This window comes from Gemmiger formicilis, assembly GCF_016900095.1.
Classification (GTDB): Bacteria; Bacillota; Clostridia; order Oscillospirales; family Ruminococcaceae; genus Gemmiger; species Gemmiger formicilis_A.
Genome location: NZ_JACJJP010000004.1, coordinates 20,185 through 35,857, shown reverse-complemented (window position 1 = coordinate 35,857; position 15,673 = coordinate 20,185). Strand labels below are relative to the sequence as shown.

Genomic DNA, 15,673 nt, shown 5'->3' with positions numbered 1-15,673 from the left:
TGCCGAAAGGGGAGGCATATGCTGTATTTTCATAAAGGTTTGTCCTGCTCCGCCGCACGCACGGTGGGGCGGGCTTTGTCTCTGGCCGGGCAGCAGGGATGCACCGCCGCCGATACCGGCCATCTGTTGCTGGCTCTGCTGCAAACAGCCCAGGGCCCGGCTGCGGATTTCCTGCGGCGCAAGAACATCAGCGAAACAGCCCTGCGCAGCTGCACGGCGGGGCGGGTGTGCACCGGGCGCAGCATCCGTCTGACCCGGCGGGACCTGGCCCCTGAGATGAGCAAGGCCCTGGAATTTGCGGTGCTGGGCGCCCACGCCGCCCGGGTTCCCAAGGCGGAAAACGAGCATCTGCTCTGCGCTATGCTGGAAGACTGTGCCTGCACCGCCAGCGTGTGGCTGGCGTCCCTGGGGGTGGAAGTGCCCCAGGCCGCCCGGGAATGCCGCCAGCTGTCCGGACAGCTGATTCTGCCCTCCGGCACCCCGCGCATGAGCACCAGCCGCAGCGGCCGTCCCAGCGAAAAGTACGGCCGTGACCTGACCCGCCTGGCCCAGGAAGGCCGTCTGGACCCGGTGCTTTGCCGGGACAAGGAACTGGACCGGATGATCGAGATTCTCTGCCGCCGCCAGAAGAACAACCCCTGCTTGCTGGGGGAACCCGGGGTGGGCAAAAGTGCTCTGGCCGAAGCCCTGGCCCAGCGCATTGCCGCCGACCAGGTCACCCAGAGCCTGCGGGGGCGCCGGGTGCTGGCGTTGGACATGGCGTCCATGGTGGCGGGCACCAAGTACCGCGGCGACTTTGAGGAACGGTTCAAAAGCCTGCTGGAAGAACTTTACCGGGACCGCATGACCATCCTCTTCATCGATGAGATCCATGTCATTGCGGGGGCCGGTGCGGCGGAAGGCGCCATCGACGCCGCCAGTATCCTCAAACCCATGCTGGCCAGGGGCGAGCTGCAGCTGATCGGGGCCACCACCCCGGAAGAATACCGCAAGACCATTGCCAAGGATACGGCCCTGGACCGCCGGTTCGGCAAGGTGATGATCGAGGAGCCCGCCCCGGCGGATGCCGAGACGATCCTGCGGGGACTCATGCCCCGGTATGAGCGGTATCACAGCGTCACCATCCCGCCGGAAAGCATCCATGCGGCGGTGGAACTCAGTGTGCGGTATCTGCCGGGGCGGTTCCTGCCGGACAAGGCCATCGACCTGCTGGACGAAGCCGCGGCGGCGGCCCGCATTGCCAGCGCCGAAAACGGCAACCGCCACGCCGCCCTGACGCCCCAGGACATTGCCCGGGTGGTCAGCAAAGCCAGCGGAGTGCCTGCCCAGCGGGTGGGCGAGGCCGAGCGGGAACGGCTGGATCAGCTGGAAAGCCGCCTTTCGGCGGAAGTCATCGGCCAGCCCCGGGCGGTGCGGGCGGTGGCGGCGGCCATCCGCCGCAGCCGCACCGGATTGCGGGAGGCGGGACGGCCCATCGGGGCCATGCTGTTCCTGGGCCCCACCGGCGTGGGCAAAACCCAGCTGGCCCGCACCCTGGCCAAGAACTGGTTCGGCAGCGAAAAGGCCCTTTTGCGGTTTGATATGTCGGAATATATGGAGCAGCACACGGTGGCCCGGCTCATCGGTTCGCCTCCGGGGTATGTGGGGCACGAGGAGGGCGGCCAGCTCACCGAGGCGGTCCGCCGCCGCCCCTACAGCGTGGTGCTGTTTGATGAGATCGAGAAAGCCCATGGCGACATCCAGAACATCCTGCTCCAGATTCTGGAGGACGGCGTGCTCACCGACGCCCAGGGCCGCAAGGCGGATTTCTCCAACACCATCATCCTGATGACCTCCAACCTGGGAGCAAGGTGCCTGGTGGGGCAGGCAGCACCCCTGGGCTTCGGCACCGCCGCCGAGGACACCGAGCGCCGCAGCCGTCAGGCAATGCAGGAGGCCAAGGATTATTTCCGTCCCGAGCTCATGGGTCGCCTGGACGATGTGGTGGTCTTTGACCCTTTGGGCCCGGCCCAGCTGGCGCAAATCGCGGGCAAACTGCTCACCGAGCTGGAGGAGCGGGCGGCCCGGCAGGGCTATACCCTGCGCCATACGGCCGCCGCGGCCGAAGCTCTGGCCGGGCGGGAGGTGCCGCCCTACGGGGCCCGTGACCTGCGCCGCAAGGTCAGCCGGGCGGTGGAGCAGGCGCTGGCCGACCGCATTGCCAACGGTACCGCCCATCCCGGCGTGACCTACACGGCGGATGTGGGAGCGGACGGCCATATCATCCTCAGCGACAGCGGCGATCTGGCCGCCTGCGTATAAAAAAGAAGTGCCTTCCTTATAAAAGGAAAGCACTTCTTTTGTTTATGGGAAAAGGTTCACAGGTTCTGGACCTTGAATTCCTGTTCGCAGTAGATGCAGCGATACCGTCCGCTGGGGGTCAGGGCGAAGATGTGGTCGCAGCCTTCCTCCATGGAGGTGATGCAGCGGGGGTTGGTGCACTTGATCACGTTCACCAGCTGTTTGGGCTGTTCCGGCCGGACCTTGCGGGTCACATGGCCGTTCTCGATGTAGGTGATGGTGATCTGGGGATCCAGGTAGCCCAGCACGTCAAAGTCCAGGCTCTGGATGTCGCCCTCAATCTTGATGATGTCCTTCTTGCCGCTCTTCTGGCTGCGCACGTTCTGCAGCAGAGCCACGCTGGCGTTGTTCAGCTTTTCCAGCTCCATCAGATGGTACAGCGCCAGGCCGGTGCCGGCGGTGATGTGGTCGATGACCACGCCGTTCTGGATTTCGTCGATGTTCAGCATTCGAAAGCCACCTCCCCGGTCTTGGGGTCTTTCAGACCCAGCAAAGTCATGATCAGCGCCATGCGCATGTAAACGCCGTTCTGTGCCTGTTCAAAGTAAGCCGCCCGGGGGTCGTCATCCACATCTAGGGTGATTTCGTTCACACGGGGCAGGGGATGCAGCACCGCCATGTCGGCGGGGGCCTGGGCCAGCTTGGCCTTGGTCAGCACATAGCTGTTCTTCAGGCGGACGTAGTCTTCCTCATTGAAGAAGCGCTCCCGCTGCACGCGGGTCATGTACAGGATATCCAGCTGGGGCAGGGCCTCTTCCAGGCTGCGGGTCTCCACATAGGGGATGCCCTTGGGGTCCAGCACTTCGGTCAGGATGTAGTCCGGCACCCGCAGTTCCTCGGGGCTGATGAGCACGAACTTCATGTTGGGCCAGCGGGACAGGCTCTTGATCAGGGAATGGACGGTGCGCCCGAACTTCAGGTCGCCGCAGAAGCCGATGGTCAGCCCGTCCAGATGTCCCTTGCGGCGGCGGATGGTCATCATGTCCAGCAGGGTCTGGGTGGGATGGCTGTGGCCGCCGTCACCCGCGTTGATGACCGGAATCCGGGAATACCGCGCCGCACGCAGGGGGGCACCCTCCTTGGGATGGCGCATGGCGGCAATGTCCGCGTAGCAGCTGACGATGCGGATGGTGTCCGCCACCGTCTCGCCCTTGGAAGCACTGGAAACCCCCGCGTCGGGGAACCCCAGCACCTGGCCGCCCAGGTTCAGCATGGCGGCCTCAAAGGAAAGCCGGGTGCGGGTGGAAGGCTCGTAAAACAGCGAAGCCAGGCGCTTGCGGTACGCCACGTCCCGGTAAGCGGCCGGGTCGTCGTGGATGCGGTCGGCCAGATCCAGCAGACGCAGCGTTTCCTCGTAGGTGAAATCAAGCGGATCGATCAGGTGTCTCATGGGCAACAACCTTTCCTTTCCTGTTTGTTTGAACGTACAGCCCAAGGCCGCCGCCCCTGTGCACGGAAAATCCCGTTTGCAGAGGCAGCGGCCTGTAAGCCTCACCTATTCTACAACTATACGAGCTTGCGCACAAGAGCAAAATCAAAAAAATCTGTGTACAAGGTCCGGCTGCGCACCACGGGACGGCACAGACGGGAATAACAGGTCTCTTCCAGCTCCAGCAGCGCTTTGTCGGGGCCCAGCCCCAGCAGCCGCCGCACGGCGGTCTCGCCGGGCACTGCGTGCAGCCGGGCCACCGTGCTGGTGGTCTGGATGTCGCAGTGGTCCTGCAGCACATCAAAAACGGGCCGGCTGAAGTCGATGCCGTCCAGCCGCCCGCCAAACAGGGACAGGGGCATCACGTCGGTACAGAACAACACCGGAATGTCATCGGCCAGCATCCGCTTGCCCACCACCAGAACCGTCTCCCCTGGCTGCAGGCCCAGGGCGCGGGTCAGATCTTCATCCGCGGTCTGGCGGGTCACCAGCAGATGGTCGGTGTGGGGGATGTGTCCCATGGCCTCGATCATCTTGTGAAACTCCATCTTCTGGTCCATGCGGTGGGCCAGATGCACCACGTCCCGGTTCACCACCGTGCCGATGCCCCGCACCCGCTCCAGGTATCCGCCCCGCTCCAGTTCACTCAGGGCATCCCGCACCACCGTGCGGCTCACCCCCAGCCGGGCGGCCAGCTCCAGTTCCGGGGGCAGGCGGTCCAGCCCGGCGTAGGCACCGTGGGCCATCTCTTCCAGCAGTCGATCCACCACCCGGGCCGAGATCAGCGCGCCGCCCAACATGGCCGGGGCCTTGGTTTGCTGTTCCAAACTCACGCCTCCTCCTTCTTGTCTTTGCCGTTCTTTTTGGCGTACCGGCACACGTCGGCCAGGCAGCACTTGTCACAGTAGGGCTGGGTGCGGGCGGTGCAGACGGCCCGGCCGTGGTACACCAGCCGGTGGCAGAAATCGCTGCCTTCCTCTGGGGGAATGATCTTCCACAAAGCCATCTCCACCTTCTTGGGCTCCTTGACTCCCTCGTCCACCAGTCCGATGCGCCCACACAGGCGGATGCAATGGGTGTCGGTGACGATGGCGGGCTTGCCGAATACATCCCCCATAATCAGGTTGGCGCTCTTGCGGCCCACACCGGGAAGGTCCAGCAGGGCGTCGAAGTCGTCCGGCACCTTGCCGTCATATTTGTCCCGCAGCATCCGCATGCAGGCGGAAATATCCCGGGCCTTGCTGCGGCCCAGACCGCAGGGCTTCACGATGGCTTCGATCTCCTCCGGCTCGGCGGCGGCCAGGGCCTGCACGTTGGGATATTTGGCAAACAGGTCCTTGACCACCACATTTACCCGCTCGTCGGTGCATTGGGCGGCCAGACGCACCTCCACCAACAGCTGCCAGGCGTGGTCGTAATCCAGGGTGCAGTCCGCCAGGGGGTACTCTTCTTTCAGCCGCTGGATGCAAATGGCGGCCAGTTCTTTCTTGGTCATGGGGGTCTCTCCCTTTCCAAAGGTATTACTTCTCTGCCTTGATTCTACCATTTTAATCGTCTATAATGCAAGGGTAAGTCACGTATTTGCGAAAAAGGGAGATTTTTTCATGGAACCACTGGCACAGCGTCTGCGCCCGCGCACCCTGGCCGAAGTCTGCGGTCAGCGTCATCTGTTGGGGGAAGGACAGGTCTTCCGCCGTACCCTGGAAGCAGCCCAGGCTTCCGGCCGCATTCCCAACATGATCTTTTACGGCCCTTCCGGCGTAGGCAAGACCACGGTGGCCAGCATCATTGCGGCAAACAGCGGCATGCGGCTGCACAAGCTCAACGGCACCACCGCGTCCACCGCCGACATCAAGACGGTGCTGGGGGAGATCGGCACCCTGCACGGGTCAGGGGGCATTCTGTTATATCTGGACGAGATACAATATTTCAACAAGCGGCAGCAGCAAAGCCTGCTGGAGTGCATCGAGCAGGGAACCGTCACCCTCATCGCCTCCACCACCGAAAATCCCTACTTTTATATTTATAACGCCTTGCTGTCCCGGTGCACCGTCTTCGAGTTCAAATCCCTGACCCCGGAGGATATCCGGGCGGGGCTGGAAAACGCCGCCCGCCGCCTGGGGGAGGAGGACGGCATCCCGGTGCGCATTGAGCCGGACGCCCTGCCGTACCTGGCCGAAAGTGCCGGCGGGGATATGCGCAAGGCCCTGGGCAATCTGGAATTTGTGGTCACCGCGGCACCTTCGGTGGATGGGGCGCGGGTGGTCACCCTGGACATGGCCAGGCAGGTGGCCCGCCGCACCGCCATGCGGTACGACAAACAGGGGGATGACCATTACGACATCATCTCGGCCTATCAGAAATCCATGCGCGGCTCCGACCCGGACGCTGCCCTGCACTATCTGGCCCGCCTGCTGGAAGCCGGGGACCTGCCTTCCGCCTGCCGGCGCCTGATGGTCACCGCCTGTGAGGATGTGGGCCTGGCCTGGCCGCAGATCATCCCCATCGTCAAGGCAGCGGTGGATGCCGCCAACATGCTGGGCCTGCCCGAAGCCCGCCTGCCCCTGGCCGATGCGGTGGTGCTGGTGGCCACAGCACCCAAATCCAACTCCGCCCATGACGCCATCAACGCCGCCATGGCCGATGTGCAGGCGGGCAAGGGCGGCCCCATCCCGCGCCAGCTGCAGAACAAACATTTTGACGGGGAGGATGCCGCCGTCAAGGGCCAGCACTACCAGTACCCCCACGATTGGCCCAACCATTGGGTTTCCCAGCAGTATCTGCCCGATGCGCTGCAGGGAAAGGTATACTACCATTTTGGTGACAATAAAACAGAACAGGCTGCCGCACAGTATTGGAAACGGGTCAAGGGACAGGACAGAGCCGCCCCGGACGGCCCGAATAAGACCGGCAAATAATCCCGAATCTTTTTTCCGATATGGCGAAAATGTGTCTGTACGGGCAACAAAAAAATAAATCCTACTGTCACGGCAGGAAATCCGGCAAAAATTTACAGGAAATGGCGGCCGTTTCCTGCATTATTTACCAAAAGGTGTTGACAAAGAACAATAAAATTCAGTAGAATAAAAGCGTGTGAGGGGGACCGTCCGGCATGCCGGGCGGCCAAATTTTCACTTTATAAGGAGAGCTCCCATGCGTTATTCACATCAGCGCGAATTGATTCTGCGGGAGGTACTCGGGCGTACCGATCATCCCACCGCCGAACAGATTTGCACTTCCCTGCGGGCGGAATGTCCGCGCCTGAGCCTGGGTACTGTGTACCGCGACCTGAACACCCTGGTGGAGATCGGCAAGGTCCGCCGTGTTTCCATTCCCGGGGAGGCCGACCGTTTTGACGGTCAGGTGGAACGGCATCAGCACCTGTGGTGCCGCAAGTGCCACCAGGTGGAAAGCCTGTACATCGATCCGGAAAAACTCCGTGATCTGGTCAAGTCCTGCCCCGGCATCGTGGCCGAGGACTGGAACCTGACCGTGTTTGGTCTTTGCAGCAAATGCGCGGCCGAAGAAACCCAGTGAACCGTCCGGGGCCCTGTTGCGGGGGGCACGGCAGCTCACGCCCGGAACCTGTGGTTCGATGGTTCTGGGAACGGGGAATTCTCGGACCGTTGACGCCGGGGCAGCCTTTGGCATGTTCCGGCGTTTCTTGTATCATGGGCATCGGGTGGTGATCTGTTTTTTGAACAGATCACCACTTTTTGTATGTTTTGGGGCTTACATATACCTTGCTTTTGTGCTACACTTAAAATTACGCCTGTTTTGGGGAAAGAAACAGGGCGCCGATCGTTTTGTTTTGGAATAAAGGGGAAAAGTATATGGCAATAGTTGATGTTTTTGGAGAAAAAGTAGAACAATTAAGCGGCACCAACCGTACCCGTGCCCGTTGGCTGCTGAAAACCGGCTGGGAAGCCCAGAACCTGAAGTTCAAGCTCATGCCGGACAAGCGGCTGATCCCGGCGGACCGGTTTCTGGCCGGCATGATGATGGATGCCATGCTCAAACCGCTGCAGTGCCCGGACCGGTGCGCGGTGGTCAGCGTGTTCACCCCCTGCGAAATGCTGCAGGAGGTTGGTCTGCATCCCTATAACGCCGAGGCCATGTCCTGCTACCTGTCGGCCAGCAAGGTGGAGCGGAGCCTTTTGCAGCAGGCGGAAAACAGCGGCATTGCCGAAACCCTGTGCAGCTACCACAAGACCTTTTTCGGTGCGGCCCAGAAAGGCCTTTTGCCACGGCCCCGGTGCATCGTGTACACCAACGTCATGTGCGACGCCAACATGCTGACCTTCCGGGCGCTGGCCAGCCTGTATAAGGTGCCTATGTTCGCCCTGGATGTACCCTTGCAGCAGAACGAGGAAAATGTGCGGTATGTGGCCGAGCAGCTGCGGGCCCTGGCCGCTTTCCTGGAAAAGAACACCGGCAAAAAGATTGACGAGGCGGCGCTGTCCCAGCGCCTGGAACGCAGCAAGCGCACGCTGGAAAAGTTCGGCCGGTTTCAGGAAGAAAAGGCCGACCGCTACATTCCCGCCGATCTGGTCAGCCCGCTGTACTGCGGTATGACTAACAACATCCTGCTGGGCACTCCCCAGGAGGAAAAGTACGTGGACATGCTGCTGCGGGATGTGAAGAAGGCCCCCTCCAAGAAGGGCAAGCGCATCTACTGGATGCACACCATTCCCTTCTGGTCCGACGCCGTGCGGGAAGACCTGGCCTTCAATGAGCAGGCCCAGATCGTGGGCTGCGAGCTCAGCCAGGTGTGCGAACCCGACTTCGACCCGGCGGATCCCTACACAGCCATGGCCCATCGTCTGGTCTACCATGCCCTGAACGGCAGCGTGACCCGCCGCATCGAGGCCGGTATCCGCCATGCCCGGCAGACCAAGGCCGATGGCGTGGTGTGGTTCAACCATTGGGGCTGCAAGCACACCATGGGCGCCGCCCAGATCGCCAAGAAGAAGTTTGAGGAAGCGGGCCTGCCCCTGCTGATCCTGGACGGCGACGGCTGCGACCGCAGCCATGGCGGTGAAGGCCAGACCTCCACCCGCCTGGGTGCCTTCCTGGAAATGCTCAATGGCGACAAGGTGTGAAAGGGGAGACAAGCATGAGCAACAAACTGTATTACATCTGCAAATATACGCCCATCGAACTGCTGGAGTCTCTGGGAGCCGAGTGCGCCAGCCTGAACGAGATGCCCGAAGGTTTTGAGCATGCCGACCAGCTGGCCCATCCCAACATCTGCGGGTTCGGCAAGGCGGTGCTGGAACAGGTCATCAACGACCATGTGAAGGAACTGGTCATCGTGAACTGCTGCGATACCATCCGCAGCGTCTACGACATCCTGGCCGACAGCGGCAAGCTGGATTTTTTGTACATCATGGACATGCCCCACGACAACGGCTCCTGCGGGCGGGAACGCACCGTGACACAGCTCAAGGGGCTGGCCAAGGCCTACAGCGAGTACAAGGGCACCACCTTCGATGAGGCTGCCTTCCGCAAGGCGTTCCGGCCCCGGCAGCGGCTGCACGAACCCTACATCAGCGTGCTGGGCGCCCGCATGGGCAACGAGCTGTTTGAGGTGGTCCGCCAGACCATGCCCTACCCGGTGGAAAATGACACCTGCGTCAACAACCGGTCGGCGGGCAACGAGCAACCCCCCGAAACCTCCGATTTTGACGAGCTCATGGACTGGTACGCCGGGGCGCTGCTGGGGCAGCTGCCCTGCATGCGCATGATCGACAACACCGGCCGCAAGCAGCTGTACAACAACCCCAACCTGAAGGGCATCATCTACCACACCGTCAAGTTCTGTGATTTCTACAGCTTCGAGTATGCCCAGGTCAAGCGGGAAGCCGCCGTGCCGCTGCTGAAGATCGAATCCGACTATTCGCTGCAGAACAGCGGGCAGCTCTCGACCCGTCTGGAAGCATTTGCCGAGAGCATCAACGCCGAATGGCAGAAGGGGAAGGAAAAGAAGATGGGTAAAGGCTATTTTGCGGGCATTGACAGCGGTTCCACCAGCACCGACGTGGTAATTCTGGATAAGGACAAGAACATTGTCACCGGCATCATTCTGCCCACCGGTGCCGGTGCCGCCGCCGGCGCCGAGCGCGCCCTGGAAGAGGCCTTGAAGGAGGCCCACCTCCAGCGGGAGGACATCGACGCCATGGTGACCACCGGTTACGGCCGCACCGCCATCACCGAGGGCGACAAGAGCATCACCGAGATCACCTGCCATGCCCGGGGCGCCCATTTCCTGGATCCCTCGGTGCGCACCGTGGTGGACATCGGCGGCCAGGACAGCAAGGTCATCCGCCTGGATGAGAACGGCGCCGTGGTGAACTTTGTCATGAACGACAAGTGCGCCGCCGGCACCGGCCGTTTCCTGGAGATGATGGCCCGCACCATGGAGATGAGCCTGGACGAGATGAGCCATAAGGGCCTGAAATACAAGGAGGACATCACCATTTCCAGCATGTGCACTGTCTTTGCGGAATCGGAAGTCGTCTCCCTGATCGCCCAGAACAAGGACGCCGACGATATTGTCCATGGCCTGAACAAGGCGGTGGCCTCCAAGACTGCCGCCCTGGCCAAGCGCGTGGGCGGGGAAGAACGCTACATGATGACCGGCGGTGTTTCCAAGAATGAAAGCCTGGTCAAGACCCTGGAACAGAAGCTGGGCACCACCCTGGTGGTGGACGAGCGCGCCCAGCTGTGCGGTGCTTTGGGCGCGGCCCTCTTTGCCATGGATATGGTGGAGCGGGACTGAGCCCGGTCGTGTTGATAAAATAAAAAGGGACACCGTTTCAAAAAACGGTGTCCTTTTTGTTTGGTTCAGGTTTTGTGCGACAAATGCTTTTTGTTTGCGGGTGCATCCGGCTTGGGGCAAACCACAGGCAACGGCGCTCCCTTGGGGGTGAGCAGGGCACAGGGCAGCAGCATGATCAGCGGATTGGCCGAAACCAGGAACATCTTGTTTTCCATCAGCAGGTAGCACAGCAGTGCAAAGACCAGCAGGGTTTCTCCCGTATGCTTGCCCCGGCACAGCCGCCACAGCAGGAACAAGGTGACCCCGGTCACCAGCACGGCGCCCAGCAATCCCTTGTTCATCACCAGGGCCAGATAGGTGTTGTCAATGGAATGGTGTACATCCGAATCGGTGGCAAAACCGCCCAGCAGGGTAACCACGTGGGGCATATCGCTGTGCAGCCAGGCCGCGGCCCCGTCCTCGGCGGGGTGCAGGTAGTCAAAGGCCCAGAACACGTGATGCCAGATTTCCAGCCGGCCGGAAAACAGCCGGTTCAAAATCGAAAGTTTGGGGGTCAGATCGGAGGCTCCGGGGTCAAACAGATACCCCATGACCAGGCTGAACGCGGTCAGCAGGGGATAGAGCGCCAGGACCAGCCCGTGCCACCAGACACTTTCAAAAAAGCGGGGCAGCAGTTTCTGGGCCGCAAACAACAGCAAAAGCAGCAGCATGGCGCCACCCGCCCCGCGGCATTGGGGCACCAGCAGGGTGTACAGCGCAGTGGCAACCAGCAGGCACCAGTCATACCACCGCAGCTTGGGCCAGCGCAGCCAGCTCCAGGCAAAAAACACCCCCAGCAGCCGGGACCCGTAGCCGTTGTAATGCCCATACCCGTAATCCCAGTTGCGGGCGTAGACGTTGAAAGGAACCAGCGGCGTTGTGTAATGCAGCAGCTGCACCAGCACGATACCCGCAAAACCCACGCATACATAGACCTGCAGGGCCCGGCGCAGATCCACGCCCTTGGCACCCAACCCCACCAGAATGGCCAGCAGAAACCAGGTATCCCCGCCATGGGCTCCGGCCGCCGCCGCATACAGGGCAGCGGCGGCGGCAATTCCCCCTTGCAGGCGGTTGTCATACCGGGTCAGGAACGCGCATTTGATTACCAGCAACGCCAGGCCCAGCCCGGTCAGAATCATCCGTGCCAGGCGGCAGAATTCCGGTAAGGTACTTTGTATATTGGAACTGAAAATTTCCGAAAGAATCAGCAGCAGAGCGATGGCCGTACAGTAGACCCGCTGCCCTGCCTGTCGGTGCCCGGCCAGAAACGGGATGCGCCTTTGCATCAATATGGCAGGCATCACAGTCCTCCTTCCCTGTGGGAGAGCCCACAGTCTTTTTCCATTATAGCATGGCACGTCCTAAAATAAAACCCGTAGAATGGGATTGGGGGAAAATGGCTGTTCTTGTATTTTTCCCAAAAATTTGTTACAATCAGCATAGTATCCATATGTTTCCAAGATGTTGCGCACAAAAAGACAGGAAAGGAAGAGATCAGAATGCTCAGCGATATCCAGATCGCACAAAACGCTCATATGCTTCCCATCACCCAGGTGGCGGCCAAATTGGGGCTTTCCGCCGATGATATCATTCCCTACGGTAAGTATAAGGCCAAGATCAGCCATAAACTGGCCAAAGGGGAGGGCAAGCAGGGCAAGCTGATCCTGGTAACCGCCATCAGTCCCACCCCGGCGGGCGAGGGCAAGACCACCACCAGCGTGGGCCTGGCGGATGCGCTGTGTGCCATGGGCAAGCGCACCATGCTCTGCCTGCGGGAACCCTCTCTGGGCCCCGTGTTCGGTGTCAAGGGCGGCGCTGCCGGCGGCGGCTACGCCCAGGTGGTGCCCATGGAGGACATCAACCTGCATTTCACCGGTGACATTCACGCCATCGGCACCGCCAACAACCTGCTGGCGGCCATGATCGACAATTCCATCCAGCAGGGCAACCCCCTGAACATTGACCCCCGTCGGGTGGTCTGGAAGCGCTGCATGGACATGAACGACCGGCAGCTGCGCTTTATTGTGGACGGCCTGGGCGGCAAGGTCAACGGTACCCCCCGGGAGGATGGCTTCGACATCACCGTAGCCAGCGAGGTCATGGCCATCTTCTGCCTGGCCACCGACCTGAAGGACCTGAAAGAACGCCTGTCCCGCATCGTCTGCGCCTACACCTATGACGGCAAGCCGGTCACCGCCGGTGAAATCGGCGCGGCCGGTGCCATGACTGCCCTGCTCAAAGACGCCATCGACCCCAACCTGGTCCAGACCCTGGAAAACAACCCCGCCATCATCCACGGCGGTCCCTTCGCCAACATCGCCCACGGATGCAACAGCGTCACCGCCACCAAGTTGGGCCTGAAGCTGGCGGATTATGTGGTTACCGAAGCCGGCTTCGGCGCCGACCTGGGTGCCGAGAAGTTCCTGGATATCAAGTGCCGCTACGCCGGGCTGAATCCTTCCGCCGTGGTGCTGGTGGCCACCGTCCGCGCCCTGAAATACCATGGCGGCGTGGCCAAGGCCGACCTGAATGCCCCCAATACAGAGGCTGTGCGCAAGGGCTCGGTGAACCTGGCCCGCCACATCGACAACCTGAAAAACGGGTTCGGCCTGCCGGTGTGCGTGGCCATCAACTCCTTCCCCACCGATACCGAAGAGGAGATGGATGTCATCCGTCAGGTCTGTGCCGAAGCCGGCGTGCCCTGCGCGCTGAGCGAGGTCTTTGCCAAGGGCGGCGAAGGCGGCAAGGCTCTGGCCGAAACCGTGCTGCAGGTTCTGGACGAAAATCCGGAAATTCATCCCATTCAGTTCACCTATGACCTGGAAGCCTCTCTGGCTGACAAGGTGGAAGCGGTGGCCCGCAAGATCTACCGCGCCGAAGGCGTGTCCTACGCCCCGGCCGCCAAAAAGATGCTGGACCAGCTGGAATCCATGGGCTACGGCAAGCTGCCGGTCTGCATTGCCAAGACCCAGTATTCCTTCAGCGATGATGCCTCTCTGCTGGGGGCGCCGGAACACTTCCACATGAATGTGCGGGAAGTCCGCCTGTCCGCCGGCGCCGGTTTTGTGGTGGTCATCTGCGGTTCCATCATGACCATGCCCGGTCTGCCCCGGCACCCGGCCGCCATGGACATTGACTGCGACGAGGAAGGCCGCATCACCGGCCTGTTCTGATTCCGGCATACCATAAACAAGCAAACAGCGTGCATGTCCTTTGGACATGCACGCTGTTTTTATCATCAGGCATCGGGGGCCAGAATTTCGGCTGCCTTGGTCAGCTGTTCGTCGGTGGGGTCCCAGGAGGCAAAACTCAGTTCCACCACCCGTCCCGGCCAGCACAAAAGATACCGCGGAATGGGTCCGGTGGTGCTCCACTGCAACTGGTAGGCGGCCTGGGCACCGTAGGGGGTGGGGTCGATGGGAAGGTAAGAATCCCGGAACACCAGCCCGTCCTCGTAGGGCTCGTCCTTGTGCTCGCGTAGCAGCTGACGGACCACCAGTTCCTGCACAAAATCGAAATCGGTGTCATAGACGGTGTACCAGAGGGTGGGCGCCCCGGCATTGTCGAGGATGAGGGGGCTCTGGTCATACAGGCCGCGGAACAGCAAAGGACTGGCATAGGTGTAGGCTGTGCGGGAATACATTCCATCGCTCTCGGTCAAATCCTCCACAGTCAGGGGCAGGGGATCGCTGTAAATGGGATATGTCCGGCCATTTTCCTCGTAGCTGTCGACCTCCGTGTGGGGTGTGCGGCCCAGACCGCCCGCAAGGGACACGGCCAGCAATACCACAACGCCCACCACGTACACCGCAACCGCCCAGAAGACACTCAAGGTTTTGTTGAGCCCGGCGGGATACTCCCGGTTCCGCAGCCGGTTGCGCAGCAGGGGGGCGCCTCCGATGGCCACCACACACACCAGCAGCCAGGCCAGGAACCACTGGAGCGGCAGGCCGGAGGTGAGTGCGGCCAAAACCAGCGGAACGCAGGCCGCTCCCACAAACAGCCAGCTTACCCGGACCGGAATGTGCGGTTCCAGAAAGAGGTTTTGTTCCACGGCGGCGGGTTTGGCTTTCTGATACCAGACCAGGCAGGCGATGGGCTCCACCAGGCAGGCAATCATCAAAAGCAGCCATACAGGCAGAGCCATCACCTTGAACCCGTCGGAAAGAAACCGGATGGCATCATGCCGAAAATCCAGCCCATATTGCAGCAGCCAGATCAGGCACACTGCCAGCGTCAGCATCCGGGGGCGGATGGTCATGCGGCCCATGGCTTTGCGCAGACTTTCCACCTGCACCACCGGGTCGGTCTCCAGGGGCGGAGCGTCGGTGTCGGCGGTGTAAAACACCTGCATATAATGCCGTCGGGCTGCCGGATGCCAGCCGCTTTGGGCACACAGAATTTCCTTGTCCTTCTGGTCTTCGGTAGGCAGGGGATCATATTCCGTGGCTTTGGAAAAGTAGACAACGGCAAACCGCAGGGGTTGTGGCGCTATCCTCTCAAAAGTCCAGAACGGGGTGCCGATCCGGGTCAGCAGCCAGCCTTCGGCGGCCTGTTTTTCCAACAGGCTTTCCATGGCACGCTGGTCATAGACGGACAGGGGAACCAAAAGGCGTTTGGTTTGGTTCATGGCTGTGCCTCCTTTCCGGAATAGCGCTCATAATCCCGAGCCTGCAGCCGCAGCCGCTCGTACTCCTTGGCCAGCATGGCGGAGCCCTTTTCGGTGATGTGGTAGCGGCGCCGACCCCGCAAGGCTCCGGTGGCCTCGATCCAGCCTTCGGCGGTGAACTGCTCCAGAAGATCATACAAAGTGCCGGACCCGATGGTTACCCGGCCGTCGGTCATCTGGCGCACCTTCTCCAGTATCTCCATGCCCCGGCATTCCTCACGCAGGCAAAGCAGCAGATAAAACATCTGTTCGGTCAGGGTCTTGAACCGTTCCCGGGGCATGGCGTCCACCTTCTTTCTGCACAATCTCGAATATCGAGTTTTCTATCTTCAGTATAATCTCGATTATCGAGAAAGTCAATGCCCCGCCCCTGCACTTTTTACACAGACATGCAAAAAAGCCGCCCCGGCGG

13 protein-coding genes are annotated in these 15,673 nt (G+C 61.3%); 6 read left to right on the top strand and 7 right to left on the bottom strand.

What is annotated here, in order from left to right; translation table 11 throughout:
- Positions 1-18 precede the first annotated feature (18 nt).
- Positions 19-2,301, top strand: coding sequence for an AAA family ATPase (locus tag H6B15_RS02920; RefSeq protein WP_204645902.1), 2,283 nt, complete (start codon positions 19-21; stop codon positions 2,299-2,301).
- A 56-nt stretch (positions 2,302-2,357) separates the two neighbouring features.
- On the opposite strand, the gene H6B15_RS02915 is transcribed toward H6B15_RS02920, so the two are convergent.
- The 4 genes from H6B15_RS02915 to H6B15_RS02900 form a co-directional block, all read right to left on the bottom strand.
- A complete protein-coding gene (locus tag H6B15_RS02915; protein ID WP_204645901.1) occupies positions 2,358-2,789 on the bottom strand; it encodes an aspartate carbamoyltransferase regulatory subunit in 432 nt (143 codons plus the stop codon).
- Positions 2,783-3,730, bottom strand: a complete 948-nt coding sequence (gene pyrB / locus H6B15_RS02910) for an aspartate carbamoyltransferase (RefSeq protein WP_204645896.1) — start codon at positions 3,728-3,730, stop codon at positions 2,783-2,785. Before pyrB ends, H6B15_RS02915 begins: the two co-directional genes overlap by 7 nt.
- Before the next feature lie 116 nt (positions 3,731-3,846).
- The gene (locus H6B15_RS02905) at positions 3,847-4,602 is read right to left on the bottom strand and encodes a GntR family transcriptional regulator (RefSeq protein WP_345941916.1); all 756 of its coding nucleotides are present in this window, start codon (positions 4,600-4,602) and stop codon (positions 3,847-3,849) included.
- Complete coding sequence (locus H6B15_RS02900) at positions 4,599-5,264, bottom strand: endonuclease III domain-containing protein (RefSeq protein WP_204645894.1); 666 nt, start codon at positions 5,262-5,264, stop codon at positions 4,599-4,601. The genes H6B15_RS02905 and H6B15_RS02900 overlap by 4 nt, the downstream gene beginning before the upstream one ends.
- Before the next feature lie 109 nt (positions 5,265-5,373).
- Between H6B15_RS02900 and H6B15_RS02895 the strand changes: the two genes are divergently transcribed.
- The 4 genes from H6B15_RS02895 to H6B15_RS02880 all read left to right on the top strand — a co-directional run bounded on the left by H6B15_RS02895 (position 5,374) and on the right by H6B15_RS02880 (position 10,550).
- Complete coding sequence (locus tag H6B15_RS02895) at positions 5,374-6,687, top strand: replication-associated recombination protein A (protein ID WP_204645892.1); 1,314 nt, start codon at positions 5,374-5,376, stop codon at positions 6,685-6,687.
- A 235-nt stretch (positions 6,688-6,922) separates the two neighbouring features.
- Positions 6,923-7,306: a Fur family transcriptional regulator gene (locus H6B15_RS02890; RefSeq protein WP_204645890.1), complete on the top strand. Its 384-nt coding sequence runs from the start codon at positions 6,923-6,925 to the stop codon at positions 7,304-7,306.
- A gap of 296 nt (positions 7,307-7,602) precedes the next feature.
- Positions 7,603-8,871, top strand: coding sequence for a 2-hydroxyacyl-CoA dehydratase subunit D (locus H6B15_RS02885; protein WP_204645888.1), 1,269 nt, complete (start codon positions 7,603-7,605; stop codon positions 8,869-8,871).
- 14 nt (positions 8,872-8,885) lie between these two features.
- A complete protein-coding gene (locus H6B15_RS02880) occupies positions 8,886-10,550 on the top strand; it encodes an acyl-CoA dehydratase activase (RefSeq protein WP_204645886.1) in 1,665 nt (554 codons plus the stop codon).
- Positions 10,551-10,615: 65 nt separating this feature from the next.
- On the opposite strand, the gene H6B15_RS02875 is transcribed toward H6B15_RS02880, so the two are convergent.
- The gene (locus H6B15_RS02875; RefSeq protein WP_204645884.1) at positions 10,616-11,893 is read right to left on the bottom strand and encodes a hypothetical protein; all 1,278 of its coding nucleotides are present in this window, start codon (positions 11,891-11,893) and stop codon (positions 10,616-10,618) included.
- Between the two features lie 198 nt (positions 11,894-12,091).
- Between H6B15_RS02875 and H6B15_RS02870 the strand changes: the two genes are divergently transcribed.
- Complete coding sequence (locus tag H6B15_RS02870; RefSeq protein WP_207751476.1) at positions 12,092-13,765, top strand: formate--tetrahydrofolate ligase; 1,674 nt, start codon at positions 12,092-12,094, stop codon at positions 13,763-13,765.
- A gap of 65 nt (positions 13,766-13,830) precedes the next feature.
- Here the strand turns inward: H6B15_RS02870 and H6B15_RS02865 are convergent, their stop codons facing one another.
- Both H6B15_RS02865 and H6B15_RS02860 read right to left on the bottom strand, forming a co-directional pair.
- Positions 13,831-15,222 (bottom strand): DUF2812 domain-containing protein, encoded by a 1,392-nt coding sequence (locus H6B15_RS02865; protein WP_204645882.1) that lies wholly within the window; start codon positions 15,220-15,222, stop codon positions 13,831-13,833.
- Positions 15,219-15,566, bottom strand: coding sequence for a PadR family transcriptional regulator (locus H6B15_RS02860; RefSeq protein ID WP_345941915.1), 348 nt, complete (start codon positions 15,564-15,566; stop codon positions 15,219-15,221). Before H6B15_RS02860 ends, H6B15_RS02865 begins: the two co-directional genes overlap by 4 nt.
- Positions 15,567-15,673: the final 107 nt, after the last annotated feature.

Excerpts from the sequence above, each read along its gene's own strand:
- H6B15_RS02915 (WP_204645901.1), bottom strand. The coding sequence starts at position 2,789 with ATGCTGAACATCGACGAAATCCAGAACGGCGTGGTCATCGACCACATC.
- H6B15_RS02880 (WP_204645886.1), top strand. The coding sequence starts at position 8,886 with ATGAGCAACAAACTGTATTACATCTGCAAATATACGCCCATCGAACTG.
- H6B15_RS02900 (WP_204645894.1), bottom strand. The coding sequence starts at position 5,264 with ATGACCAAGAAAGAACTGGCCGCCATTTGCATCCAGCGGCTGAAAGAA.
- H6B15_RS02875 (WP_204645884.1), bottom strand. The coding sequence starts at position 11,893 with ATGCCTGCCATATTGATGCAAAGGCGCATCCCGTTTCTGGCCGGGCAC.
- H6B15_RS02890 (WP_204645890.1), top strand. The coding sequence starts at position 6,923 with ATGCGTTATTCACATCAGCGCGAATTGATTCTGCGGGAGGTACTCGGG.
- H6B15_RS02865 (WP_204645882.1), bottom strand. The coding sequence starts at position 15,222 with ATGAACCAAACCAAACGCCTTTTGGTTCCCCTGTCCGTCTATGACCAG.
- H6B15_RS02885 (WP_204645888.1), top strand. The coding sequence starts at position 7,603 with ATGGCAATAGTTGATGTTTTTGGAGAAAAAGTAGAACAATTAAGCGGC.
- H6B15_RS02920 (WP_204645902.1), top strand. The coding sequence starts at position 19 with ATGCTGTATTTTCATAAAGGTTTGTCCTGCTCCGCCGCACGCACGGTG.
- H6B15_RS02895 (WP_204645892.1), top strand. The coding sequence starts at position 5,374 with ATGGAACCACTGGCACAGCGTCTGCGCCCGCGCACCCTGGCCGAAGTC.
- H6B15_RS02870 (WP_207751476.1), top strand. The coding sequence starts at position 12,092 with ATGCTCAGCGATATCCAGATCGCACAAAACGCTCATATGCTTCCCATC.
- pyrB (WP_204645896.1), bottom strand. The coding sequence starts at position 3,730 with ATGAGACACCTGATCGATCCGCTTGATTTCACCTACGAGGAAACGCTG.